This is a genomic window from Nonomuraea sp. NPDC001831 (assembly GCF_042892035.1).
In the GTDB taxonomy this organism is placed as follows: domain Bacteria; phylum Actinomycetota; class Actinomycetes; order Streptosporangiales; family Streptosporangiaceae; genus Nonomuraea.
In genome coordinates this window covers 220,689-242,701 of sequence record NZ_JBIATU010000005.1, presented here as the reverse complement: position 1 = coordinate 242,701, position 22,013 = coordinate 220,689, and the positions used below count along the sequence as shown (strand labels likewise).

At 74.2% G+C, this 22,013-nt stretch carries 18 protein-coding genes; 8 read left to right on the top strand and 10 right to left on the bottom strand.

Annotated elements, in window-relative coordinates; all coding sequences use genetic code 11:
• Nucleotides 1-11: 11 nt before the first annotated feature.
• The gene (locus ACFYYW_RS18980) at nucleotides 12-1,778 is read right to left on the bottom strand and encodes a thiamine pyrophosphate-dependent enzyme (protein ID WP_387650252.1); all 1,767 of its coding nucleotides are present in this window, start codon (nucleotides 1,776-1,778) and stop codon (nucleotides 12-14) included.
• A gap of 87 nt (nucleotides 1,779-1,865) precedes the next feature.
• Here ACFYYW_RS18980 and ACFYYW_RS18975 point away from each other — a divergent pair, with 87 nt between their 5' ends.
• The 3 genes from ACFYYW_RS18975 to ACFYYW_RS18965 all read left to right on the top strand — a co-directional run bounded on the left by ACFYYW_RS18975 (nucleotide 1,866) and on the right by ACFYYW_RS18965 (nucleotide 4,996).
• Entirely contained in the window at nucleotides 1,866-2,753 is an 888-nt protein-coding gene (locus ACFYYW_RS18975) for an SDR family oxidoreductase (RefSeq protein WP_364390048.1), read from the top strand.
• Between the two features lie 156 nt (nucleotides 2,754-2,909).
• Nucleotides 2,910-3,581 (top strand): helix-turn-helix domain-containing protein, encoded by a 672-nt coding sequence (locus ACFYYW_RS18970; protein WP_387650250.1) that lies wholly within the window; start codon nucleotides 2,910-2,912, stop codon nucleotides 3,579-3,581.
• Complete coding sequence (locus tag ACFYYW_RS18965) at nucleotides 3,578-4,996, top strand: FAD-binding oxidoreductase (protein WP_352324236.1); 1,419 nt, start codon at nucleotides 3,578-3,580, stop codon at nucleotides 4,994-4,996. Before ACFYYW_RS18970 ends, ACFYYW_RS18965 begins: the two co-directional genes overlap by 4 nt.
• 21 nt (nucleotides 4,997-5,017) lie before the next feature.
• Here the strand turns inward: ACFYYW_RS18965 and ligD are convergent, their stop codons facing one another.
• Together ligD and ACFYYW_RS18955 are read right to left on the bottom strand one after the other, a co-directional pair.
• Nucleotides 5,018-6,214: a non-homologous end-joining DNA ligase gene (gene ligD / locus ACFYYW_RS18960; RefSeq protein WP_387650249.1), complete on the bottom strand. Its 1,197-nt coding sequence runs from the start codon at nucleotides 6,212-6,214 to the stop codon at nucleotides 5,018-5,020.
• A 29-nt stretch (nucleotides 6,215-6,243) separates the two neighbouring features.
• On the bottom strand, nucleotides 6,244-9,444 hold the full coding sequence (locus ACFYYW_RS18955; protein WP_387650247.1) for a BTAD domain-containing putative transcriptional regulator: 3,201 nt from the start codon (nucleotides 9,442-9,444) through the stop codon (nucleotides 6,244-6,246).
• Between the two features lie 55 nt (nucleotides 9,445-9,499).
• Between ACFYYW_RS18955 and ACFYYW_RS18950 the strand changes: the two genes are divergently transcribed.
• Nucleotides 9,500-10,780: an FAD-binding oxidoreductase gene (locus ACFYYW_RS18950; protein ID WP_387650245.1), complete on the top strand. Its 1,281-nt coding sequence runs from the start codon at nucleotides 9,500-9,502 to the stop codon at nucleotides 10,778-10,780.
• Nucleotides 10,781-10,785: 5 nt separating this feature from the next.
• On the opposite strand, the gene ACFYYW_RS18945 is transcribed toward ACFYYW_RS18950, so the two are convergent.
• Both ACFYYW_RS18945 and ACFYYW_RS18940 read right to left on the bottom strand, forming a co-directional pair.
• A complete protein-coding gene (locus tag ACFYYW_RS18945; RefSeq protein WP_387650244.1) occupies nucleotides 10,786-11,229 on the bottom strand; it encodes a DNA glycosylase AlkZ-like family protein in 444 nt (147 codons plus the stop codon).
• Nucleotides 11,230-11,234: 5 nt separating this feature from the next.
• Entirely contained in the window at nucleotides 11,235-12,407 is a 1,173-nt protein-coding gene (locus ACFYYW_RS18940; RefSeq protein WP_387650242.1) for an epoxide hydrolase family protein, read from the bottom strand.
• A gap of 62 nt (nucleotides 12,408-12,469) precedes the next feature.
• Between ACFYYW_RS18940 and ACFYYW_RS18935 the strand changes: the two genes are divergently transcribed.
• Nucleotides 12,470-13,450, top strand: a complete 981-nt coding sequence (locus ACFYYW_RS18935) for a helix-turn-helix transcriptional regulator (RefSeq protein WP_387650240.1) — start codon at nucleotides 12,470-12,472, stop codon at nucleotides 13,448-13,450.
• Between the two features lie 39 nt (nucleotides 13,451-13,489).
• Here the strand turns inward: ACFYYW_RS18935 and ACFYYW_RS18930 are convergent, their stop codons facing one another.
• The gene (locus tag ACFYYW_RS18930; protein WP_352324227.1) at nucleotides 13,490-14,233 is read right to left on the bottom strand and encodes a crotonase/enoyl-CoA hydratase family protein; all 744 of its coding nucleotides are present in this window, start codon (nucleotides 14,231-14,233) and stop codon (nucleotides 13,490-13,492) included.
• A 78-nt stretch (nucleotides 14,234-14,311) separates the two neighbouring features.
• Entirely contained in the window at nucleotides 14,312-15,964 is a 1,653-nt protein-coding gene (locus tag ACFYYW_RS18925; RefSeq protein ID WP_387650239.1) for an acyl-CoA dehydrogenase family protein, read from the bottom strand.
• Between the two features lie 31 nt (nucleotides 15,965-15,995).
• Between ACFYYW_RS18925 and ACFYYW_RS18920 the strand changes: the two genes are divergently transcribed.
• Entirely contained in the window at nucleotides 15,996-16,715 is a 720-nt protein-coding gene (locus ACFYYW_RS18920) for a PaaX family transcriptional regulator C-terminal domain-containing protein (protein ID WP_352324224.1), read from the top strand.
• Between the two features lie 11 nt (nucleotides 16,716-16,726).
• On the opposite strand, the gene ACFYYW_RS18915 is transcribed toward ACFYYW_RS18920, so the two are convergent.
• The 3 genes from ACFYYW_RS18915 to ACFYYW_RS18905 all read right to left on the bottom strand — a co-directional run bounded on the left by ACFYYW_RS18915 (nucleotide 16,727) and on the right by ACFYYW_RS18905 (nucleotide 19,932).
• Nucleotides 16,727-17,755, bottom strand: a complete 1,029-nt coding sequence (locus ACFYYW_RS18915) for a hypothetical protein (protein ID WP_387650237.1) — start codon at nucleotides 17,753-17,755, stop codon at nucleotides 16,727-16,729.
• A 123-nt stretch (nucleotides 17,756-17,878) separates the two neighbouring features.
• Nucleotides 17,879-19,276, bottom strand: a complete 1,398-nt coding sequence (locus ACFYYW_RS18910) for a glutamate--cysteine ligase (RefSeq protein WP_387650236.1) — start codon at nucleotides 19,274-19,276, stop codon at nucleotides 17,879-17,881.
• 35 nt (nucleotides 19,277-19,311) lie between these two features.
• On the bottom strand, nucleotides 19,312-19,932 hold the full coding sequence (locus tag ACFYYW_RS18905) for an SDR family NAD(P)-dependent oxidoreductase (protein ID WP_387650234.1): 621 nt from the start codon (nucleotides 19,930-19,932) through the stop codon (nucleotides 19,312-19,314).
• 202 nt (nucleotides 19,933-20,134) lie between these two features.
• Between ACFYYW_RS18905 and ACFYYW_RS18900 the strand changes: the two genes are divergently transcribed.
• Nucleotides 20,135-20,965, top strand: coding sequence for a helix-turn-helix transcriptional regulator (locus tag ACFYYW_RS18900; RefSeq protein ID WP_387650233.1), 831 nt, complete (start codon nucleotides 20,135-20,137; stop codon nucleotides 20,963-20,965).
• A 1-nt stretch (nucleotide 20,966) separates the two neighbouring features.
• Nucleotides 20,967-22,004, top strand: coding sequence for a zinc-dependent alcohol dehydrogenase family protein (locus tag ACFYYW_RS18895; protein WP_387650231.1), 1,038 nt, complete (start codon nucleotides 20,967-20,969; stop codon nucleotides 22,002-22,004).
• Nucleotides 22,005-22,013 lie beyond the last annotated feature (9 nt).

Genomic DNA, 22,013 nt, shown 5'->3' with positions numbered 1-22,013 from the left:
CCGGCGGGCGGTCAGTCGGTGAACTTCTGGATGCGGTCCTTGAACAGGGTGGTCGCGATGGCCGCCTTGTGCGGCTGCCCCTTCAGGAACGCCTGGGCGAAGCTCTTGGCCTGGTCGTAGGAGACCTTGCCGGGCATGGGCGGCTCGTTCGGGTTGACGTCCACGTCCACCAGGGCGGGGCCGTCGTGGGCGAGCGCCTGCCTGATCGCCGCGGCCACGTCCCCGGACTTGGTGACCTTGGCGCCGAACCCGCCGCACGCCCTGGCCCAGACCGAGTAGTCGGCCTCCGGCTGGGCGAAGCGCACGCCGTGCTCGGGGTAGCCGAGGACCATCTGCTCCCACAGGATCTGGCCGAGCGAGTTGTTGTTGTTGATGACGACCTTGACCGGCAGCCGGTGCTGGGCGGCGGTCAGGAACTCGGCCATCAGCATCGCGAAACCGCCGTCGCCGACGTAGGCGATGACCTGCCGGCCGGGGAAGGCGTGCTGCATGGCGATGGCGTACGGCAGGCCGGGCGCCATCGTGGCCAGCGTGCCCGACAGGTAGAACTCGCGCCCGCCGCGGATCGTCCAGTGGCGGGCGGCCCAGGTGGCGATCGTGCCGCTGTCGCAGGTCAGGATGGCGTCGTCGGCGGCCAGGTCGTCCAGGACGGACATGGCGTACTGGGGGGCGATCGGGTCCCTGTCGGGGTTCTCCAGGCTGTCCATGTCGGAGCGCCACTTGGCCATGAGCTTCTGGTACTTGGCCAGGTGTCCGCCGCCGTCGCGCCGGGTGAGCAGCGGCAGCAGCTCGCGCAGGCCCTCCTTGGCGTCGCACACCACGGGCACGTCGGTCGGCACCCGCGCCCCGGCCCTGGTCGGCTCGGCCTCGAACTGCACCACCCGCGCCTTGCCCGGCTCGGGGAGGAACTTCGAGTAGGGGAAGTTCGTGCCGATCATGAACAGGACGTCGGCCTCGTCCATCAGCTCCTCGCTCGGCTTGGTGCCGAGCAGCCCGATCCCGCCCGTCGTGTACGGCGAGTCGTCCGGGACGACGGCCTTGCCGGGCAGCGTCTTGACCACCGGCGCGGCCAGCGCCTCGGCCACGGCCAGCACCTCCTGCCGGGCGTGCAGCGCGCCCTGCCCGGCCAGGATGGCGGGCCGTTCGGCGGCGTTGAGCACCTCGGCGGCCCGCGCCAGGTCCTCCTGGCGCGGCAGCCCCGGGGGCCGCAGGTAGATCGGCGCGGTCTCCGGCGCGCGCACCGGCGCGACCGTCCGGTACGGGTCCTCCCCCGCCTCGGCCACCTGGATGTCGTTGGGCAGCGTGAGATGGGCGACGCCGCGCCGCGCGTAGGCCGTCCGGACGGCCAGGTCCACCAGCGAGGGCAGCTGGGCCGGGTTGGTGATCATCATGTTGTACTCGGCCACGTCGGCGAACAGCTTGTCGAGGTGGACCTCCTGCTGGTAGCCGGTGCCGAGCACGGCGGTCTCCTGCATGCCGGTGATGGCCAGCACGGGGACGTGGTCGAGCTTGGCGTCGTAGAGGCCGTTGAGCAGGTGGATGCCGCCGGGGCCGGAGGTGGCCAGGCAGACGCCGATCCGTCCCGTGGCCTTGGCGTAGCCGGTGGCCATGAAGGCGGCAGCCTCCTCGTGGTGCACCAGCACGAACCGCACCCGGTCACGATGACGGCGCAGCCCCTCCATGATGCCGTTGATGCCGTCGCCCGGCAGGCCGAAGACGGTGTCCACGCCCCACTCGGCGAGCCGTTCGATCAGGGATTCGGATGCGATACGAGCCATATTGGCGGCTCTACCCCGCACCGCCGTCCACAGACCTCGTCACGAAAATCATTGTCATCTCTGGGGATTCGGGGGTATGGACCGGGCATGCGCATTCTGGTCACAGGAGCCACCGGCACCCTCGGCAGGGCCCTGGTGCCCGTCCTGCTCAAGGCGGGACATCGGGTACGGGCGCTCAGCCGTACCCGGCACGAGGACCGCGGGGGCGTGGAGTGGGTGTGGGGCGATCTGGCCTCGGGCAAGGGCGTCGCCGAGGCCGTCCGGCAGGTCGAGGCCGTCGCGCACCTGGCCACCGGCGGCCGGCAGGGCCGCGCCCAGGTGGACCTGGCCGGCACCCGCACGCTGACCGCGGCGGCCCGCGCGGCCGGGGCCGCGCACCTGCTGCTGCCCTCGATCGCCGGCGCGGACCGCGCGCCCGGCCACCGGCACAAGCTGGAGGCCGAACGGCTGGTCAGGGAGAGCGGCATGGCCTGGACGGTCGTCCGCGCCACCCCGTTCCACCAGTCGGTGGACCGGCTGCTGCGCGACCTGGCGGCGCTGCCCGTGCTGCCCGTGGACCGCTCGCTGCTGTGGCAGCCGGTGCACGTGGACGACGTCGCCGCCCGCCTGGCCGCGCTGCTGGCCGGCGGCCCGGCCTGCGCCGTCGTCGAGTACGGCGGCCCGCAGGTCCTCGGCACCGAGGAGCTGACCAGGACCTGGCTGGACGCCCGCCGCCTGCGCCGCCTGTGCCTGCCGGTGCGCATCCCGGGCCGGCTGGCCGCCGCCCAGCGCGCGGGCGCGTTCACCGTCGAGGCCGATCCCAAGGGCCGGATCACCTGGCACGACTACCTGTTCCCGCCGCCGCCCGTGCCCTCGGACGACTTCGCCGAGGAGCACACCGCCTCGCCGACCAGCCCGGCCACGCAGCCCGAGCGGGACCCGTCGGTACGCGTCTACGGCGGCGACGAGGGCTACCAGCGGCCGACCCGCGGCTGACCCACAGCCGATCCACAGCCGATCCGCAGCCGATCCGCGCCGGCCCGCGGCTGGGACCGGTTACCGATTCGTTAGGCACCCCCCTCTTGCTGGGCTTTCTCCGCCGTCGGTACCGTCACTGAACAACTTGTTCAGCCTGACCGATCGAGAGGTTCGATGACGGACCTGGGCACCCGCATCCGGGTCTACCGAGGCATGCGCGGCATGACCGTGCGCGCCCTGGCCGGCGAGGCCAAGGCGAGCCCCAGCTTCATCAGCCAGCTCGAACGCGGGCAGACCAGCGCGAGCATCGGCATGCTGCGCCGGATCGCCTCCGCGCTCGGCATCACCGTGGCCGACCTGTTCAACGAGGACGACGAGCCCGCCCACCGGGTGGTGCGCCGCGCCGAGCGTCCCGAGCTGGCCACCGCGCCGGGCACCCGCAAGTTCCTGATCTCCCAGCGCCCGCTGCGCACCGTGGAGATGTACGCCGGCGAGTTCGACCCCGGCGCCTCCACCGGCGACGAGCCGTACACGCACGGCGCCTCGCAGGAGATCTTCCTCGTGCTGCGCGGCAGCCTCACGCTCTGGCTGGGCCCCGCCGGGTCCGCCGCCGCGCACCCGCTGGGGCCCGGCGACAGCGTGGAGTACCGCACATCGGTCCCGCACCGGGTGGTCAACGACGGCGACGAGACCGCCGAGGTGCTCTGGGTGATCAGCCCGCCCACCCCGTCCGCCGGGGACAGAGCGGACGGAGACAGAGCAGACGGAGACAGAGCAGACGGGGACAGAGCGGACGGGGAATCAGCGGAGGGGCACGTAGCAGCCGTGGAGGCAGAACAGTCATGACAGGCATCCCGCTCACCGACGACTACGCCAACGGGGGCGTCTCGTTCTGGTACCGGCAGATCGGCCTGCCCGCCAGGCGGCCCGCGCTGCCCGGCTCCCGCGAGTACGACGTGGCGATCGTCGGCGGCGGCTACACCGGCCTGTGGACGGCGTACTACCTGAAGAAGGCCCAGCCCGACCTGCGGATCGCGATCCTGGAGAAGGAGTTCGCCGGGTTCGGCGCCTCCGGGCGCAACGGCGGCTGGCTGTCGGCCGAGTTCGCCGGCTCCCGCGAGCGGCACGCCCAGGCCCGCGGCCGGCAGGCCATGATCGACCTCCAGCACGCCATGTTCCGCGCGGTGGACGAGGTCATCGACGTCACCCGCGCCGAGGGCATCGACGCCGACGTGCACAAGGGCGGCCTCGTGCACGTGGCGACCAACCCGGCCCAGCGGCGGCGGCTCCGCGAGGAGGTCGCCGACCTGCGCTCCTGGGGCTACGGCGAGGACGACATGCGGCTGATGGACCGCGACGAGCAGCGCGAACGCGTCCAGGTGGCGGGCACGCTGGAGGCCGCGTACTCGCCGCACTGCGCCCGCGTGCAGCCGGCCAAGCTCGCCGTCGGGCTGGCCTCGGCCGTGGCCGCGCTGGGCGTGGACGTCTTCGAGGGCACGACGGTGACCGAGATCCGGCCGCGCGTGGGCGGCGGCAAGGCGACCGCGCACACGCCGCTCGGCATCGTCTCGGCCGACTACGTCATCCGCGCCACCGAGGGCTTCACCGCGTCGCTGGCCGGGCAGCACCGGCAGTGGCTGCCGATGAACAGCTCCATGATCGTCACCGAGCCGCTGCCCGCCGAGGTGTGGAAGCACATCGGCTGGGCCGGGCACGAACTGCTCGGCGACCAGGCCCACGCCTACGTCTACGCCCAGCGCACGGCCGACGACCGGATCGCGATCGGCGGGCGCGGGGTGCCGTACCGGTTCGGGTCGCGTACCGACCACCGAGGGGCCACCCAGGCGCGGACGGTGGCGCTGCTGTGGCGGATGCTGGTGAAGCTCTTCCCTGCGGCGGCCGACGCGCGGGTGCAGCACTCGTGGTGCGGCGTGCTCGGCGTGCCGCGCGACTGGTGCTCGACCGTGCACCTCGACCACGCGAGCGGGCTGGGCTGGGCCGGCGGGTACGTCGGCAGCGGCGTCACCACCACGAACCTGGCCGGGCGCACGCTGCGCGACCTGGTGCTGCGGCGGGACACCGAGCTGACGGCGCTGCCGTGGGTGGGCCGGCAGGTGCGGCAGTGGGAGCCGGAGCCGCTGCGGTGGGCGGGCGTGCAGCTCATCTACACGCTGTTCCGGGCCGCCGACCGCCACGAGAACGACCGCGGCACCGGCACCTCGCTCTACGCCCGCCTCGGCAACCTGGTCTCCGGCCGCTGACCTCCGCTTGTCGGTGAGAGGTCAGGGGCCGCCCGCGCCCTGCCAGGGGTCGTAGTCGGCCTCCAGCGGCTCCTGCGCCGGCCGCTCGCCCTCCGGCACGTGCTGGAGGTTGACCCGGATCCGGTACCACACGCTGCTGCGCCCGCGCATGCCGTCGACCAGCACGTCGGCGGGCTCCAGCAGGGCCGCGACCTCGGGGTGGCGGGCCTTCCAGCGGTCGAGCCCGGCCAGGGCCTCCTCCTTGTGCTGGGCCCTGGCGATCTCGATGACCGGCATGGTCTGCTGCCGGCGCCCGCTGCCCTTGGGCGGCTTGGGCGCGGGCCCGAGCTCCTCGGCCAGCTCCAGCAGGCCGTCGAGCGAGCCGGCGTGCAGGTCCATGTCCTCCCACGGGTCGCCGAGCTCGGCCAGCCGCTTCGGCACGCTGTCGAGGGTGAACTCCTCGGGCCGGCAGCCGGGCACCTCCTCCCAGCTCAGCGGGGTGGAGACGCGGGCGTCGGGCACCGCGCGCACCGAGTACGCCGAGGCCACCGTGCGGTCGTAGGCGTTCTGGTTGAAGTCGACGAACACGCCGTGGCGCTCCTCCTTCCACCACCGGCTGGTCGCCAGGTCGGGGGCCCGCCGCTCGACCTCGCGCGCCACGGTCTCGGCCGCCTTGCGCACCTGGGCGAACGACCACCGCCGGTCGATCCGGGCGTAGACGTGGAACCCCCGCGACCCGGACGTCTTGGGCCAGGCGACCAGCCCGTGGTCGGCCAGCACCTCGCGCGCCACCTGCGCGGTCGCCAGCACGTCGGCCCACTCGACGCCGGGGACGGGGTCGAGGTCGATGCGCAGCTCGTCGGGCCTGGCCAGGTCGTCGGCGCGGACCGGATGGGGGTTGAGGTCGACGCATCCGAGGTTGACCACCCAGAGCAACTGCGCCAGATCGGTGCAGACCACCTCTTCGGCGCTGAGCCCGGACCGGTAGCGCAGCTCGGCCACCTCGATCCAGTCGGGCCGCTTGGCCGGCGCGCGCTTCTGGAAGAACGCCTCCTGCTCGATGCCGTGGACGAACCGCTTGAGCACCATCGGCCGCCCGTGCACGCCGCGCAGCGCCGCCTCGCCGACCGCCTGGTAGAACCGGATCAGGTCGAGCTTGGTGTGGCCGGACCGCGGGAAGACCACCTTGTCGGGGCTGGTGACGCGGACGGAACGGCCCGCGACCTCGATGTCAGGCATGAGATCACGATACGCGGCGGGTCCGACAGTCAGCCGGGACGCCACCCCCGGCTGCGCGCCTCCCAGTACGTCAGCCCGAGCCGCCGGTGCAGCTCGACGGCGGCCTCGTTGTGCTCGCGCGCCTCCCGTGCGCGGCCGAGCCGCCGGGCCAGCTCGGCCAGCACGTCGTGCACCGAGCCCCAGGCGGCGCTGCCCATGCCCATGACGATGAGCTGGCCGGCGCTGGGCAGCAGCCGTTCGTACAGCTCGGCGGGGTCGGGCGTGCCGAGGCGGGCGGCCACCAGCCCCCAGACGGGGTGCAGGAAGTCGGCGGCCCAGTCCTCGCGCAGCTCCACCCCCCAGCGGCCGATCAGCTCCCTGGCCAGCTCCGGCCGCCCGGCCTCCAGCGCCGCGAGCACGGCCAGTGGCCGCACCGGGCTCATCAGCGGCCGCTCCCCCGCCGCCACCAGCTCCTCCAGCAGCTCCGCGCCCCGGCCCTGGCCGCGCCTGCAGGTGTAGAGGGTGCCCAGGCGGCGCGCCTCGATCCCCCACAGGCTGCCGCCGAACGCGAGCCCGGGGAAGCGGCCGAGCAGGGCCTCGGCCTCGTCCCAGCGGGCGTGCAGGGTGTGCGCGGCGGTCTGGGAGACGCGGACCATGGCCTCCAGCTCGGGCCGGGCGACCTCGTGCAGGAGCTGCTCGCAGCGGTCCAGGTCCCTGGCCCACTCGGCCAGGTCGCCCGCGCGCAGCAGGCACGACATGCGCAGGACGCGCCCGACCAGCCGGGCCTCCCTGGGCAGGCCGGGCACGGCCAGCATCTCCTCGGCCGCCCGGCGCCGCGCGTCGTTGCGGCCCGGGACGAACCCGGCGATCAGGTAGTTGTTCAGCGCCCTGGCCAGCAGCATCGGGTCGTCCAGGCCGCGGGCCAGCTCGACGGCCTCCAGCGCCAGCCGCTCGCCCTCCGCGCGGCGCGGGCCGTAGTGCAGCTCGATGCCGAGCGTGCCGAGCAGCGCCGCCCTGGACGCCGGGTCCAGGCCGCCGGCGAGCAGGTCCTCCAGCACCGCGACCATCGTCTCGTCCACGACGCCGTACGGCCGCCAGTTCCACACCGACAACCCGCCGAACACCGAGACGGCGGCCACCAGCGCGTCCCTGTCGCCGAGCCGCTGGGCCTGGGCGACGGCCTCGTCCAGGTCGCGGTGCGCGCCGGCGGCGTCGCCCAGGCTGCGGCGGGCCCGGCCCAGCTCGGTGAGCAGCCGGCAGCGCTGCGGCGAGTCGCCGGGCGGGAGGTGGGCGAGCGCCAGCTCCCACAGCTCGACGGCCTCCTGGTGACCGTGCCGGGCGGCGGCCTGGGCGGCGGCCTCGCAGGCGTGCGTGACGGCCTTGGGCGCGCCGCCCAGCCTGGCCGCCGCGGCGAAGTGGCCGGCCAGCAGCGCCGGGTCGGCGCCGGGCACGCTCTCCAGGTGCAGGCCGGCGCGCAGGTGCAGCCGGGCGCGGGCGAGCGTGGTCAGCCCGGCGTCGAGGGCCTGGCGGACGAGGGCGTGCGAGAAGCGGTAGCCGGCGGCCTCGGTCAGCAGCCCGGCGGCCAGGGCCGGCTCCAGGCCGGTCATGACGTCCTCGACCGGCTGTTCCACGAGCGCGGCCAGCAGGTCCACCTCGACCTCGCGGCCCGCGACGGCGGCGGCCCTGAGCAGGTCCAGCGTCGGCCCGGGCAGCCGGGCGAGCCTGCGGTCGATCACGTCGCGTGCGCCGGGCGGGACGAGATGGCGTTCGCGTTCGGGCAGCCGCAGCAGCTCGGTGAGGTAGAACGGGTTGCCGCCGGAGCGGTCGAGCAGTTCCTCCGGGTCGGCGGTCACCTCGCGCAGGCGCAGGAAGTCGCGCACCCCGTCGGCGTCGAACGGCGCGAGCGGCAGCCTGCGGCCCTCCCTGGACAGGGCGGCCAGGGTCTCGCGGAGCTGGGCCGGGTGGCCGGCGGGCTCGGGCCTGAGCGTGGCCAGCACCAGGGCGGACGTGCCCGCCAGCTCGCCGGCGACGTGGCCGAGCAGCTTCAGCGAGGAGGCGTCGGCCCAGTGCAGGTCCTCCAGCACCAGCAGCAGCGGGCCGCCGCGCAGCGCGTCGAGCACGCCGTCGTAGAGGTCGAACAGCTCGGCGTGCGGCGACGGCGGGATCATGCCCGCCCGCGTCCACGGCCAGAACGCCGGGGCCCTGGCGTCGTCCAGGCACCTGCCCCACTCCACCCGGAAGCCGCGGGCGGCGGCCAGCTCGGCCGCGGCCCTGACCAGGCTGGTCTTGCCGATGCCGGGCTCGCCGGTGACCAGCGCCAGGCCGCCGCGCCCGGCCCGCGCCGCGCCCAGCAGCTCCTCCAGGGTCCGCAGCTCCGCCTCCCGTCCCACCAGCCGCTCCCCGGCGCTGCGGCCCGCCACCGGCGGCGGCTCCGGAGCGGCCTCCGTGTGCTCCGCGCCCCGGTGCGCCGCCGGGCGGGCGGTCGTCGCGCCGGGGGCCTCCAGGGTCGGGGACTGGTCGAAGACGGCCTGTTCCAGACGTCTGAGCTCCGGTCCCGGCTCGATGCCCAGCCGCCCGGCCAGCAGGCCGCGCACCCGGCGCAGGGCGGCCAGCGCGTCGGCCTGCCGGCCCGCCCGGTAGAGCCCGAGCACCAGCAGCCGCCACGCCCGCTCCCGGTACGGGTACGCCTCGGTCAGCGCCTCCAGGTCGGGCACGGTGGCCTCGCCCAGCTCCAGCCGCGCCTCCAGCCGGTCCTCCTCGGCCGCCAGCCGAAGCTGCTCCAGCCGGGCCGGCACCTCGGGCGCGAGCCCGGGGAACTCGGCCAGCGGCTCGCCGCGCCACAGGCCGAGCGCCCGGTCGAGCACCCGCGCCGCCTCGCCGTGCCGTCCCTGCCGCACCAGCCGGGCGCCGTCGGCCGTCCAGGAGGCGAAGCGGGCGACGTCCGTCTGGCCGGGCGCGATGTCCAGCAGGTAGCCGGGCTCGCGGGTGAGCAGCACGCGGGGCGGCGTGCGCGGCCTGCGTCCGGGTTCGAGCACCCGCCGCAGGTGCGACACGTACGCCTGGAGCGTGGCGGTGGCCCTGGCCGGGGCCTCCCCCGCCCACAGCTCGTCGATCAGCCGGTCGAGCGGCACGATGCGGCCCGGTTCCAGCGCGAGCATGGCCAGCACCGCGCGCTGCTTGCGGGTGCCGAGGTCGAGGCGGACGCCGTCGGCGTCGTCCACCTCGAGCGGCCCGAAAAGTCTGAACTCCACGGACCTCAAGTCAACCCCAATTCCCACGCAAGTGGGACAAGGCATCATCGATCACATGAACGAATTGCGGAACATGACGGCCGGCCCGGTGCTGCTGCCCGGCGACGACGGCTTCGACCAGGCGCGACGGCCCTGGAACCTGGCGGTGGACCAGCAGGTGCGCGCGGTGGTCGAGGCCGCCGACGCCGACGACGTGGCCGCCGTGATCGGCTACGCCCGCCTGCACGGCCTGGCGGTCACCGCGCAGCCGAGCGGCCACGGCGCGTCCGGCGACACCGAGGGGACGATCCTGCTGCGTACCGGCCGGCTGGGCGGGGTGGAGATCCGCGACGGCGTGGCGCGCGTCGGCGCGGGCGTGAAGTGGGGCGAGGTGCTGGCGGCCGCGAGCCCGCTCGGGCTGACCGGCCTGGCGGGCAGCTCGCCGGTGGTGAGCGTGACCGGTTACACCCTGGGCGGCGGTCTGAGCTGGTTCAGCCGCAAGTACGGCTTCGCCGCCGACACCGTGCGCGCCGTCGAGGCCGTGGACGCCGACGGCGGCCGGGTCAGGGTGACCGCCGAGCGCGACCCCGACCTGTTCTGGGCGCTGCGCGGCGGCGGCGGCGACTTCGCGATCGTGACGGCGCTGGAGTTCGACCTGCAGCCCGCGCCCTTCCTGTACGGCGGCCGCATCATCTGGCCGGCCGACCGCGCCGAGCAGGTCATGGCGGCCTTCCGCGAGGTCACCGCCGGCGCGCCGGAGGAGCTGTCGGTGTGGTTCCAGCTGCTGACGCCGCCCGGCGCCCCCGGCTTCGTCATGGCCGACTGCACCTACCTCGGGGCCGACCCCGGGGCGCTGCTGCGGCCGTTCGAGGCGGTGGGCGGGGCGATCGCCGACACCAGGCGGCAGCTGCCGGTGGCCGAGCTGGCCTCGATCTGCGACGAGCCGGTCGACCCGAGCCCGGGAGTGGGCCACACCGAGCTGCTGACCAGGCTGGACGACGAGGTCGCCGGCGTGCTGGCCGGCGAGCCCATCGAGCCGCTGCTGGCGGTGCAGGTCCGGCACCTGGGCGGGGCCGTGGCCAGGCCGGTCGAGGGCGGGGGCGCGGTGGAGCGGCTGGCGGAGCCGTACCTCGTGCACGCGCTGGGCCTGCCGTCGCCGGAGGTGTCGGAGCGGATGGAGCGGCTCGGCAAGTCGCTGGTGCCGTTCAGCAGCGGGCGGCGTCCGTTCACCATGCTGCACGGCGGGGAGCAGGCGGCGGCGGCGTTCTCGCCGGAGACGCTGGCCCGGCTGCGCGACCTCAAGCGCGCCCGCGACCCGCTGAGCGTCATCAGGTCCAACTTCCCGGTGCTGGGCTGAGCGGCCTACGGCTCGTCGAGGACCAGGTCGCACGTCGCCCGGGGGGAGCGGGACGGGGCGGTCGCCCCCTCGGCCAGCAGCCGCCCGGCCTGTTCGAGCAGCGCCTCGCGGTCCGCGTCGCCGAGGCCGTCACGGAAGTGCGCGCGGAAGCCGGCGGCGTGCAGCGGACCGGACAGCGCGCGCCAGCCCAGGCAGTCGCGCGCGCTGACGAGGTGCACGGTGTTGCGCATCAGGTGCAGCCGCACCACCTGGCGCCGCTCGGTCAGCGCCGACAGCTCGTCCGGCGCGAAGCCCTGCAGACGGGTCCACAACCCCACGTACGGGGCCAGCGGCGCCTGGGACTGCATGCCGGCCAGGTGCTCGATCGCGTCGATCGCCCGTTCCGGCGCGCGTTCCAGCAGGTACTGGCGGGCCGGCGTGGCCCGGTTGAGGCGACGCCGGCTCAGCACGTCGCTCATCGCAGCGGCCCGAAGAAGGCCCGCAGGTCGGCCGCCAGCAGGGCGGGGGCCTCCATCGCGGGGAAGTGCCTGCCGCGCTCGAACTCGCTCCAGTGCGCGCCGGCCGGCGCGGGCACCAGCCTGCGCACGGTCTCGTCGGCGCCGAAGACCGCGAACCCCTGCGGCACGGCGGGCGGCGCGCCCCAGTCGGCGGAGTGGGCCTGCTCGTACAGGGTGTGCGCGGCGGAGGCGCCCGAGCCGGTGAACCAGTACAGGCTGACCGTGGTGAGCAGCTGGTCGCGGTCGACCGGCAGGTCGGTCCACTCGTGGACCTTCTCGGCGATCCAGGCGAGCTGCAGCAGCGGCGAGTCGGCCAGGCCGTAGCCGATGGTCTGCGGCCTGGTGTTCTGGATGGCCAGGTAGCCGGAGCCGTCCTGCTGGAAGGCGTGCATCCGGCTCAGGATCAGCTTGTCGACCGGGTCGCCGGCGTCGAGCCGGTCGGCGATCCCCGGCATGAAGGTGGCGACGTTCGCGGCGGTGAACGGATCGGTCACCACGTGCACGCCGACGACGTGCTCGCCGTCGAGGCCGGCGACCAGGCCGGACACGCCCGCGCCGACGTCGCCGCCGTGCACGCCGTACCGCTGGTAGCCGAGCCGGGCCATCAGCTCGGCCCAGGCGCGGGCGGTGCGCCCCATCGACCAGCCGGTCCCGCCCAGCGGCGTGGAGAAGGCGTAGCCGGGCAGGGACGGCGCGACGACGTGGAAGGCCGGGCCCTCGTCCGGGTCGACCAGCGGCTCGATCAGGTGCAGGAACTCGGCGACGGAGCTCGGGTAGCCGTGGGTGATCAGCAGCGGCCTGGCGTCGGGCCGGTCGGACCTGACGTGCAGGAAGTGGATGCGCTGGCCGTCGATCTCGGTGGTGAACTGCGGGAACCGGTTGAGCCGCGCCTCCTGGGCGCGCCAGTCGTACCGCGTGCGCCAGTATCCGGCGAGCTCCTTCAGGTGGCCGAGCGGCACGCCGCGGGTCCATCCCACCCCGGGCAGCTCGGCGGGCCAGCGGGCGTGGGCGAGCCGGTCGTGCAGGTGGTCGACGTCGGCCTGGGGGATCTCGACGCGGAAGGGCTGGATGTCGTCGCGCACGGCGCTTCTCCTCGTGAACGGCAGGGCCATGAGTGCTCTTGCGCTCATGCGGAGAACACTAGGAACATTCGCGGAAAGGATCGTTCCTAGATTGTCGTCAGGATCGAAGAATGCTGGAAACCTCGGCGCGGCTGCTGCGTCTGCTGTCCCTGTTCCAGGCCCGGCGCGACTGGACGAGCACCGAGCTGGCCGCCCGGCTCGGCGTCACCACCCGCACCGTCCGCAACGACGTCGGCCGGTTGCGCGCGCTCGGCTACCCGGTCGACGCGCGGCCGGGCGTGGCCGGCGGCTACCGGCTCGGCTCGGACGGCGCCCTGCCTCCGCTGCTGCTGGACGACGACGAGGCGGTGGCCGTCGCGATCGGCCTGCGCACCGCCGCGAGCGGCTCGATCGCGGGGATGGAGGAGACCTCGATGCGGGCGCTGGCCAAGCTCCAGCAGGTGCTGCCCGCGCGGCTGCGGCACCGGGTGAGCGCCTTCCAGTCGTACGCGCTGCCGATGCCGTCGCGCGGCGCGCAGGTGGATCCGGACGTGCTGACCGTGATCGCGAGCGCGTGCCGCGACCATGAGCGGCTGCGGTTCGACTACCGGGCGCATTCCGGGGCGGCCGGCAGGCGCTCGGTGGAGCCGTACCGCCTGGTGCACGACCGGCGGCGCTGGTACCTGGTGGCCTGGGACCTCGACCGGGACGACTGGCGCACCTTCCGGGCCGACCGGATCGAACCGCGGACGCCGACGGGCCCGCGCTTCACGCCCCGCGAGCTGCCGCCCGACCACGAGATCACGGCGCGGGTGGCCCGCGGGGCCGGCGAGGCGACCTGGCGCTACCGCGCGCGGGTGATCGTGCACGCGCCCGCCTCGCACGTGCGCGACCGGCTGCCGATCCCAGTGGACGTGCGGCCGCTGGGCGAGGACCGGTGCGTGTTCGAGCCGGGCTCGGACCACCCGGTGATGCTCGCCCTCCACCTGGGCATGCTGGAGGCGGACTTCACGGTCGAGGACTCGCCGGAGCTGGTGGCCGCGCTGCGCACGCTGACGACCCGCTACCAGCGCGCGATCGACGCCGCCGACCAGCCACCCGGCACGCCTTAGAAGGCCGCGCCCGGCCAGGCGACGCCGGCCGGCGCCGTGTCAGGCGGGGGCGCCGTGGCGGCCGGCGCCGGCGGCGAATCTGGCGGCGCCCTCCGCCGCGTCCGGCAGCGAGACCAGGCCGTGGCGCAGCTCGTTGCGCATGGCCTCGTCCTCGGGCAGGCCGTGCTGCTCCAGCAGCGACATGCGGTCGCCGCGCAGGCACGCCTGCGGGAACGCGGCGATCCGCGCGGCCAGCTCCTCGGCCTCCCGCCGGGCCGTGCCGGTGGGCACCAGGCGGTTGACCAGGCCCATGTCACGGGCCTCCGGGGCGCTCACCGCGCGGCCGGTCAGGATCATGTCCATGGCGCGGGAGGCGCCGACGAGCCGGGGCAGCCGCACCGTGCCGCCGTCGATCAGCGGCACGCCCCAGCGGCGGCAGAAGACGCCGAACACCGCGTCCTGCTCGGCCACCCGCAGGTCGCACCAGAGGGCGAGCTCCAGCCCGCCGGCCACGGCGTGCCCGGCGACGGCCGCGATCACCGGCTTGGACAGGCGCATCCTGGTGGGCCCCATGGGGCCGTCGCCGTCCTCGCCGACGTGGTTGTCCAGCGCCTTGAGGTCGGCCCCGGCGCAGAACGTGCCGCCCTCGCCCCACAACACCGCCACGGCCGCGTCGGAGCGCTCGAAGCCGGCGAACGCGTCGGTGAGCGCGTCGGCGGTCTTCCTGTCCACCGCGTTGCGCGCCTCCGGCCTGCTGATGACGACGGTGGTGACGGGCCCCTCGCGCTCGACGCGTACGGTCATGCGACCCTCCTCCGGGGAACGTGCGGCTTCGCCTCGGGGAAACTCCGGGAAACTCCGGGAAACCTGCCGAGCGTACCCTCAGGCGAGGGCCCCGGCCAGCAACGTGTCGAAGTGGTCGGCAGCCGGGGCGTCGATGCCGCGCAGCGGGCCGCGCTCGGCCAGGTGCGCCTCGGCGTACAGGCGGGCGACCAGGGCCTTGCGCCCGTCGTCGAGGCCCCAGCCGGCCTGGTCCTCCAGCAGGGCGGCGGCGTAGACGTCGGCCATGAACTGGGCCAGGGGGTAGAGGCGTTCCTCGGCGATCGCCGGGGCGAGCCCGTGCCAGGCCGCGACGGCCTTGGACAGGTCGTCGATCCGCGCGTGCACCAGGTCGGAGGTGGCCAGGGCGCGCAGTCGGGCCAGGAACGGCACGTGCGCCTCCTCGCGGAGCATGGCGCGGCGCACGTCCAGGCATAGGATGTTGTCGCCGCCCTCCCAGATCGGGTTGACCTGGGCGTCGCGCAGCAGCCTGGCCACCGGCCACTGCTCGATGTAGCCGTTGCCGCCGTGCACCTCGATCGCGTCGCTGGCCGCCGTCAGGCCGAGCCGGGCGGCGCGCAGCTTGATCAGCGCGGGCCCGAGCCGCAGCCGGGGGCCGACCAGGCCGTCGAACACCATCGCCTGGGCGGCCTCGACCTCGACGATCAGCTCGGCCAGCTTGCGGCGCATCAGGGGCTGGTCGATGAGCGGACGGCCGAACGCCTCGCGGGAACGCGCGTAGCAGACGGACTCGACCAGGGCCCGCCTGGCCACGCCGACGCCCATCATGGCCACGCCCAGGCGGGAGGCGTTGGTGAGCTTCATCATCGTGCCGAGCCCGGAGCCGGAGCCCTGGCCGGCCAGCAGGAACGCCTCGGCGTCGGTGAACTCGACCTCGGCCGAGGCGACCGAGCGGGTGCCCAGCTTGTCCTTCAGCCGCCGGATGCGCACCCCGTTGCGCGAGCCGTCGCGCCGCTCCCACAGCGCCAGGAACGGCGCCACCGACCCGTCGGGCGTGCGGGCGAGCACCACGAACGCCGAGCCGTTGGCGTTGGAGGCGAACCACTTGAACCCGGTCAGCCGCCACGCCTCCCCGTCGGGCTCGGCCCACGCCTCCAGGGCGGCCAGGTCGGAGCCGCCGGTGCGTTCGGTGAACATCTGGGCGGCCTCGCCGGAGTAGTAGCCGTCGGCGAAGATCTCCCGGACCCGGTCGCGTACGTCCGGCGGCGCGTGCTTCTCGGCCAGCGAGACCACCATGTCCCCGCCGGTGCCGAGTGCGCAGCCCATCCCGATGTCGGCCTGGTCGAGCAGGTACGTCCAGGCCGCCGCCAGCGCGGCCGGGTCCGCCCCGTTCGCCCGTGCCTCCTCGGCGAACGACGGCGAGGTGAAGTTGTCCTCCATGAGCGCCGCGCGCGCGGCCTGGAAGGACGGCGGCATGACGACCCGGCTGACGTCCCTGCCCCACTTGTCGTACTTCTCCAGGCGGGGCGGGTTGCGGTCGGTCTCCTCGGCGCACTCGGCGACCAGGCCGCCCATCAGCGCGCCGAGCCGTTCGAGGTGGGGCTCGGCCCAGGCGTAGCCGTCGCCGAGGTGGCGCCGCATGAGCAGGCGCAGCGTGGGGTCGCAGGTCCACCAGTTGCGCCCGGCGGCCCCCTGGTAGCGCTCGGTGGCGTAGCGGTCGCTGTGGTCGAAAGGTTCGATGAGATACCGGCCCATACTCGCGAGTGTTACATATAATCAACACGCGATGGAAGACCGTAACACCTCACTCAGCGCCCGGTCGGCGGTGCTGAGCGCGCTGCTCGGCAGCCACCCGCCCCGGCTGCCCGCCCGCCACCTGGTGCGCATCGGCGCGCTGTTCGGCATCGCCGAGGGCACGGTCCGGGTGGCGCTGTCGCGCATGGTGGCGGCCGGCGACCTGACGCAGCAGGGCGGCCGCTACACGCTGTCCGAGCGGCTCGTCGAGCGCCAGGCCCGGCAGGACGAGAGCCGCGACCCGCACACCAGGCCGTGGGACGGCACCTGGGAGGTGGCGGTGGTCACCGCCGAGCGGCGCGCCCCGGCCGACCGGGCCGCGTTCCGGCACACGATGTCCGCGCTGCGCATGGGCGAGCTGCGCGAGGGCACCTGGCTGCGTCCGGCCAACCTGGTGCGCGAGTGGCCGGAGACCGTCACCGCGCAGTGCACCCTGATCGACGGCCGCCCGCACGGCGACCCCACTCCGCTGCTGTGGGACCTCGACGGCTGGGCGGCCGAGGCGGCCCGGCTGGAGCGGGCGCTCGACCGGGCCGACGGGCTGGCCGAGGGCTTCCTGGTCTCGGCCGCCGTGCTGCGCCACCTGCTGGCCGACCCGCTGCTGCCCGCCGAGCTGCTGCCCGCGGGCTGGCCGGGAGCCGCCCTACGGGCCCGCTACGACGCCTTCGACCGCCGCTACCGCGAGGTCCTGCGCGCCCACATGGAAGGCTGAGCCCTGCTGAATCAGAGCTCGACGCCGAAGACGATGCGCTTGTTCCTGAACTCGGTGACGCTCCACACCTTGCCGCCGCGCACCGTCAGGTCCTCGGGCCCGATCGGGTAGGGCCTGGTCAGCAGCTTGTCGCCGCTGTGGACGAGCAGTCTGCCGTTGGTGGCGGCGTCGGCCGCCTGGCTCAGGTACCACTTGCCGCCCCACGAGACCGCGCCCTGGATCTTGGGGTGGCCCATGACGAAGGCGTCCTTGGGCGTGCCGTCGGTCAGCGGCAGGTTCCAGCGGGCGACCCACCCGCCGGGGTCGTTCTCCCGGTACTCGCCCGCGACCAGCGCGGGCGTGCCGCCGCTGCGGTCGACCGACAGGAACGAGAAGTGCGGCCCGCCGCGCACGAGCTTCCAGCAGTCGGTCTGCGGGAGCAGGTAGCGGTAGCCGAAGGCGTGGAACCGGCCGCCGGAGCGCCCGATGCGCGCGGGGTCGCCCAGGTCGGGCTGGGCGGTGCGCAGGTCGAGCAGGTTGCCCAGGTCGAAGACGCGCAGGCCGTTGAAGGTGTCGGCGACGTAGAGCAGGTCGCCGTGGCAGGCCAGGCCGCCCGCGTGCACGTCGATCGGCCCGTACGAGCCGTCGGGCCTGGCCTCGACCAGCAGCGCGTGCTGGTACTTCAGCGTCCGGGGGCTCAGGAACGACACCCTGATCCCCCGCTCGCCCGCCGCCGGCTTGAAGTACCAGCTCACCAGCAGCACCGGCACGCCGATGGCGCCGGACTCCTCGCCGCAGGTCACGCCCTGCGGGTACCAGTCGACCGTGTCCTGGTCCTTCGCGTCGAAGGCGTACCAGTCCGCCGGCCTGGGCCGCATCGAGCCCAGCGCCGCCGTCGCGCCCTTGTGGACGGCGGTCCTGTTGGCGTGCGCCAGCAGGGCCTCGACCCCGGTCGCGCCGATCTCCCCGGCCAGCTTCGCCGCCCCCGTGGCCAGCGTCCCCGTGGCCCGCGTTAACGCGTAGGGCGCCTTGTCGGCCGGTGCCATCCCCGTCGCCGCCATATCTGCCTCACTTCGTCCGTCTCTCGGAGTAGTTTGACGGACGCGCGGCGGCATTTGTTGGCGTTCAGTCCCTAGTTCAGTCCCTAGTTCAGTCCCTAGTTCAGTCCCTAGTTCAGTCCCGGTTCAGTCCCACAGGTGCACCGGCAGGCCCGACAGGGCCAGCTCGCGGTAACGCCGCACGAGCCGTTCCCGGTCGCCGCCGAAGCGCGCCAGCGCCTCGCGCTGCCAGACCGCGCCGGTGCGCCGCAGCCGGGTGCGCTGGGCGATGACGTCCAGGGCGGTGTCGGCGTCGTGCGGGGTCACCCCGGCCGCCAGCAGCGCGGCCCGCGCCTCGGGCAGCAGCCTGAGCACCAGGTCGGCGGCCTCGAACTCGCCGTCCAGGCCCGGCCAGGTCAGCTTGGCCTCCAGCCCGTCCTGGGCGGCGCGGTAGAAGTTCTGGTACGCCTCGGCGAACCGGTAGCCGGTCAGGTCCCGCTCGGCCTGCGACAACGTCAGCCCCAGCAGGAACGCCGTGTTCGCGGTCATGTCCGCGCACGAGGGCCCGGCGGGCAGCGCGCGCATCTCGACCCGCAGGTGGCCGCCGTCGGCCGGGTCGTAGACGGGCCGGTTCCACTGCCAGATCGTGCCCTGGTGCAGCCGCAGCTCCGGCACCTCGTGCGGCTCGGCGTCGTCGGACAGGTCGGGCACGATCGGCTCGTAGTCCTGGACGTACCGCTCGAACAGCTCGTGCGCGCCCTCCCGCACCCAGTCCGAGCCGAACGTGACCCGCCCGTCCCTGCGCCCGCGCCGCTCCACGTCACGGTCGTCGGCCGCCTCCTCCATCAGCGCGATCCGCGTCTCCGCCCACAACTGCCTGCCCAGGAAGAACGGCGAGTTGCCGCACGCGGCCAGCACCGGCCCGATGGCGAGCTGGGCGGCGTTGAACAGCCGGGCGAAGCGGTCGGGCGGCGTGCGGATGTGCACCTGCCAGGAGGTGTTGGCGCTCTCCAGGATCACGTCCTCCACCGACAGCTCCAGGTCCTCGATCTTGACGAGGAACGGTTCCAGCCGCAGCCGCCTGATGCCCCTGCTCATGGCCCGGTAGCGGTTCTGGTCGCTCATCGCGCCGATGGTGAAGTCCTCGGCGGCCAGCGTGGGCAGGATGCCGATCGGCAGGGCGCCGCCGCCCTCGACGGCGGCGTCCACCTTGGTCACCGTCTCCTGAATCTCGGCCCCCATGCGCTCGAAGGGCGACCCGGCCAGCGGCATCGGGGTGAGGTTGACCTCGATGTTGAAGCGGCCCAGTTCGAGCACGACGCGCGGGTCGTCGAGCCTGTCCCGCACCTCGTCGTTGCGCGGCAGCGGCCGTCCTTGCTCGTCAATGAGGAACAGCTCCAGTTCGGCCCCGATGGTGGCCGGCCCCTCGCCGAAGCCAGGGGTTTCGAGCAGCTCGCGAAGAGTGCCGAGCTGCTCCCGGATGCGTTCTCCGAAGCGCGCGTACTCCGCCTCGGAGAACCGCTCTTTGTCCAGATCTCGTCCCATCGCCCCCTTCTGTCCAGTACGCAAGTGTCCACACCTCACCAGCCGATCGATCCCGCGTCCTCCAGGTAGGCGCCGGTCGGGCCGTCGGCGTCCAGGGTCGCCAGCCGGACGGCGATGGCCGCGCCCTGCTCGGCGGTGCGGAAGCCGGTGTGGGCGTTGAGGTCGGTGGCGCAGTAGCCCGGGTTGGCGGCGTTCACCTTGACCGAGGTGCCCATCAGCTCCTTGGCGTAGCAGACGGTGATCATGTTGAGCGCGGTCTTGGAGGAGTTGTAGGCGGCGAAGTTGAGGTCCCAGAACGGGCTGTCCGGCGTGCCCGCCAGGCTGATCGAGCCCAGCTCGCTGGACATGTTCACGATCCGGCCCGCCGGAGACCTGCGCAGCAGCGGCAGCATGGCGTTGGTCACGGTGACCACGCCGAACACGTTCGTCTCGTAGACGTCCCTGAACTCCTGCGCGGTGAGGGCGCTCGGGACGCTCCCGTCCAGCCCGCCGGCGACGCCCGCGTTGTTGACCAGGATGTCGAGCGAGCCGTACTCGGCCTCGATCCACTTGGCGGCGGCGGCCACGCTCGCCTCGTCGGTCACGTCGATCCGCACGTACGGCAGGCCCAGCCGCCCGGCGGCGGCCCGCCCGCGCTCCTCGTCGCGGGCCCCCACGATCGCGGTGATCCCCCCTCCGAAAGCAGCCGCGCGATCTCGTGACCGATCCCCTTGTTGGCGCCCGTGATCAGGGCAGTCGTCGTCATGGCCCAACGTTCTCCCAGGCCGCAGCGGCGACGGGAGAGACCCGCGGAAGCTGGGATCAGCGGTACCACCTTCGCGCGCCCGCTCACCTGGCCTCAGGACGGAGGATGGAGGCATGAACCGCGACGAACTGGCCGGCTTCCTGCGCAGCAGGCGCGCCCGCGTGACCCCGTCCGACGTGGGCCTGCCCGGCGGCGGGCGCCGGCGCACGCCCGGCCTGCGCCGTCAGGAGGTGGCCCAGCTCGCCGGGATGTCGATCGACTACTACATCCGGCTGGAGCAGGGCCGGGGCCCGCACCCGTCGCGGCAGGTGCTCGGCGCGCTCGGCCGGGCGCTCATGCTGGACCAGGACGAGCGCGCCCACCTGTTCCGGCTGGCCGGCCAGGTGCTGGAGACGCCCCGGATCAGGCAGGACGTGCCCGCCGGCATCCTGCACCTGCTCGCCTTCCTGGAGGACGTCCCCGCCTACGTCCTGGACGCCCGCTACGACCTGCGCGCCTGGAACCCCCTCGCCGGCATGCTCATGGGCGACCTGGACTCCCTGCCGCCCGGCGAGCGCAACGTGATCCGCTGGGTGTTCATGTCGCCCGGCATCGCCGAGCACCTGTCGGACGAGGAGAAGGGCCGCTTCGCCCGCGCCTCGGTCGCCGACCTGCGCGTGGCCGCCGGCCGCTACCCCGACGACCGGGCGCTGCGGGCGCTGGTGGCCGAGATGCTGGCGCTGAGCCCGGAGTTCGCCGAGCTGTGGGCCAGGCACGAGGTGGAGGTGCGCAGGGAGCAGCGCAAACAGGTCACCCATCCGGCCGTCGGCACGATCGACGCCATCTGCCAGGTGCTCCCGGTGCCCGACCGCGACGACCTGCGGCTGGTGCTCTACACCACCGAACCCGGCTCGCTCTCCCACCGGGCCTTGCGCGACCTGCGGCGACTCACTCTAAGCTCATGAGATGCGAGCGGTTGCCTTTGACGTCTTCGGCGGGGACCTCGACCTGCGTGAGCTGCCCGATCCCACCCCCGCGCCCGGCGGGGCGGTGATCCGGGTCGAGGCGACCGGGCTGTGCCGCTCCGACTGGCATGGCTGGCAGGGGCACGACCCCGACATCAAGGTCCTCCCCCACGTGCCCGGCCACGAGCTGGCGGGCGTGATCGAGGCCGTGGGCCCCGACGTGCGGGGCTGGCTGCCGGGGGCGCGGGTCACCGTGCCGTTCATCTGCGCCTGCGGCACCTGCGCGGCCTGCGCCACGGGCGAGCAGCAGGTGTGCGAGCGGCAGACCCAGCCGGGCTTCACCCACTGGGGCTCCTTCGCCGAGTACGTCGCCGTCGACCACGCCGACGTGAACCTCGTCCCGATCCCCGAGGAGATGGCCTACGCCACCGCCGCCGGGCTGGGCTGCCGCTTCGCCACCGCTTTCCGGGCGGTCGTCCAGGTGGGCGAGGTGCGTCCTGGAGAGTGGGTGGCGGTGCACGGCTGCGGCGGGGTCGGGCTGTCGGCGGTGATGATCGCGGCGGCGTCCGGGGCGCGGGTGGTGGCCGTGGACATCAGCGCCGACGCGCTGGAGCTGGCCGAGCTGGCCGGCGCCACGCACTTCGTCGACGGCTCGGCCGGCGACGCGGCGGCCCAGGTCAGGGAGCTGACCAGGGGCGGCGCGCACGTCTCGCTCGACGCGCTGGGCAGCCCCCGCACGTGCGCGGCCTCGGTCGAGAGCCTGCGCAGGCGGGGGCGGCACGTCCAGGTCGGCCTGCTGCCGGGCGGCGCGACGCCGGTGCCGATGGACCGCGTGATCGGCCACGAGCTGCGGCTGCTGGGCAGCCACGGCATGGCCGCGCACGCCTACCCGCCCATGCTGGAGCTGATCAGGGCCGGGATCCTGCACCCCGACCAGCTCGTCACCCGGACGATCGGCCTGGCCGACGCGGGCAAGGCGCTGGCCTCGATCGGCTCGGTCCCGGGCGTGACGATGATCCTCCCCCGGGCGGGCGCGTGAGGGCCGCGT

Coding starts and splice junctions, on each gene's coding strand:
- ACFYYW_RS18895 (WP_387650231.1), top strand. CDS start 20,967: ATGCGAGCGGTTGCCTTTGACGTCTTCGGCGGGGACCTCGACCTGCGT.
- ACFYYW_RS18900 (WP_387650233.1), top strand. CDS start 20,135: ATGAACCGCGACGAACTGGCCGGCTTCCTGCGCAGCAGGCGCGCCCGC.
- ACFYYW_RS18980 (WP_387650252.1), bottom strand. CDS start 1,778: ATGGCTCGTATCGCATCCGAATCCCTGATCGAACGGCTCGCCGAGTGG.
- ACFYYW_RS18920 (WP_352324224.1), top strand. CDS start 15,996: ATGGAAGACCGTAACACCTCACTCAGCGCCCGGTCGGCGGTGCTGAGC.
- ACFYYW_RS18915 (WP_387650237.1), bottom strand. CDS start 17,755: ATGGCGGCGACGGGGATGGCACCGGCCGACAAGGCGCCCTACGCGTTA.
- ACFYYW_RS18970 (WP_387650250.1), top strand. CDS start 2,910: ATGACGGACCTGGGCACCCGCATCCGGGTCTACCGAGGCATGCGCGGC.
- ACFYYW_RS18975 (WP_364390048.1), top strand. CDS start 1,866: ATGCGCATTCTGGTCACAGGAGCCACCGGCACCCTCGGCAGGGCCCTG.
- ACFYYW_RS18925 (WP_387650239.1), bottom strand. CDS start 15,964: ATGGGCCGGTATCTCATCGAACCTTTCGACCACAGCGACCGCTACGCC.
- ACFYYW_RS18965 (WP_352324236.1), top strand. CDS start 3,578: ATGACAGGCATCCCGCTCACCGACGACTACGCCAACGGGGGCGTCTCG.
- ACFYYW_RS18910 (WP_387650236.1), bottom strand. CDS start 19,276: ATGGGACGAGATCTGGACAAAGAGCGGTTCTCCGAGGCGGAGTACGCG.
- ACFYYW_RS18950 (WP_387650245.1), top strand. CDS start 9,500: ATGAACGAATTGCGGAACATGACGGCCGGCCCGGTGCTGCTGCCCGGC.
- ligD (WP_387650249.1), bottom strand. CDS start 6,214: ATGCCTGACATCGAGGTCGCGGGCCGTTCCGTCCGCGTCACCAGCCCC.
- ACFYYW_RS18935 (WP_387650240.1), top strand. CDS start 12,470: ATGCTGGAAACCTCGGCGCGGCTGCTGCGTCTGCTGTCCCTGTTCCAG.
- ACFYYW_RS18940 (WP_387650242.1), bottom strand. CDS start 12,407: ATGAGCGCAAGAGCACTCATGGCCCTGCCGTTCACGAGGAGAAGCGCC.
- ACFYYW_RS18930 (WP_352324227.1), bottom strand. CDS start 14,233: ATGACCGTACGCGTCGAGCGCGAGGGGCCCGTCACCACCGTCGTCATC.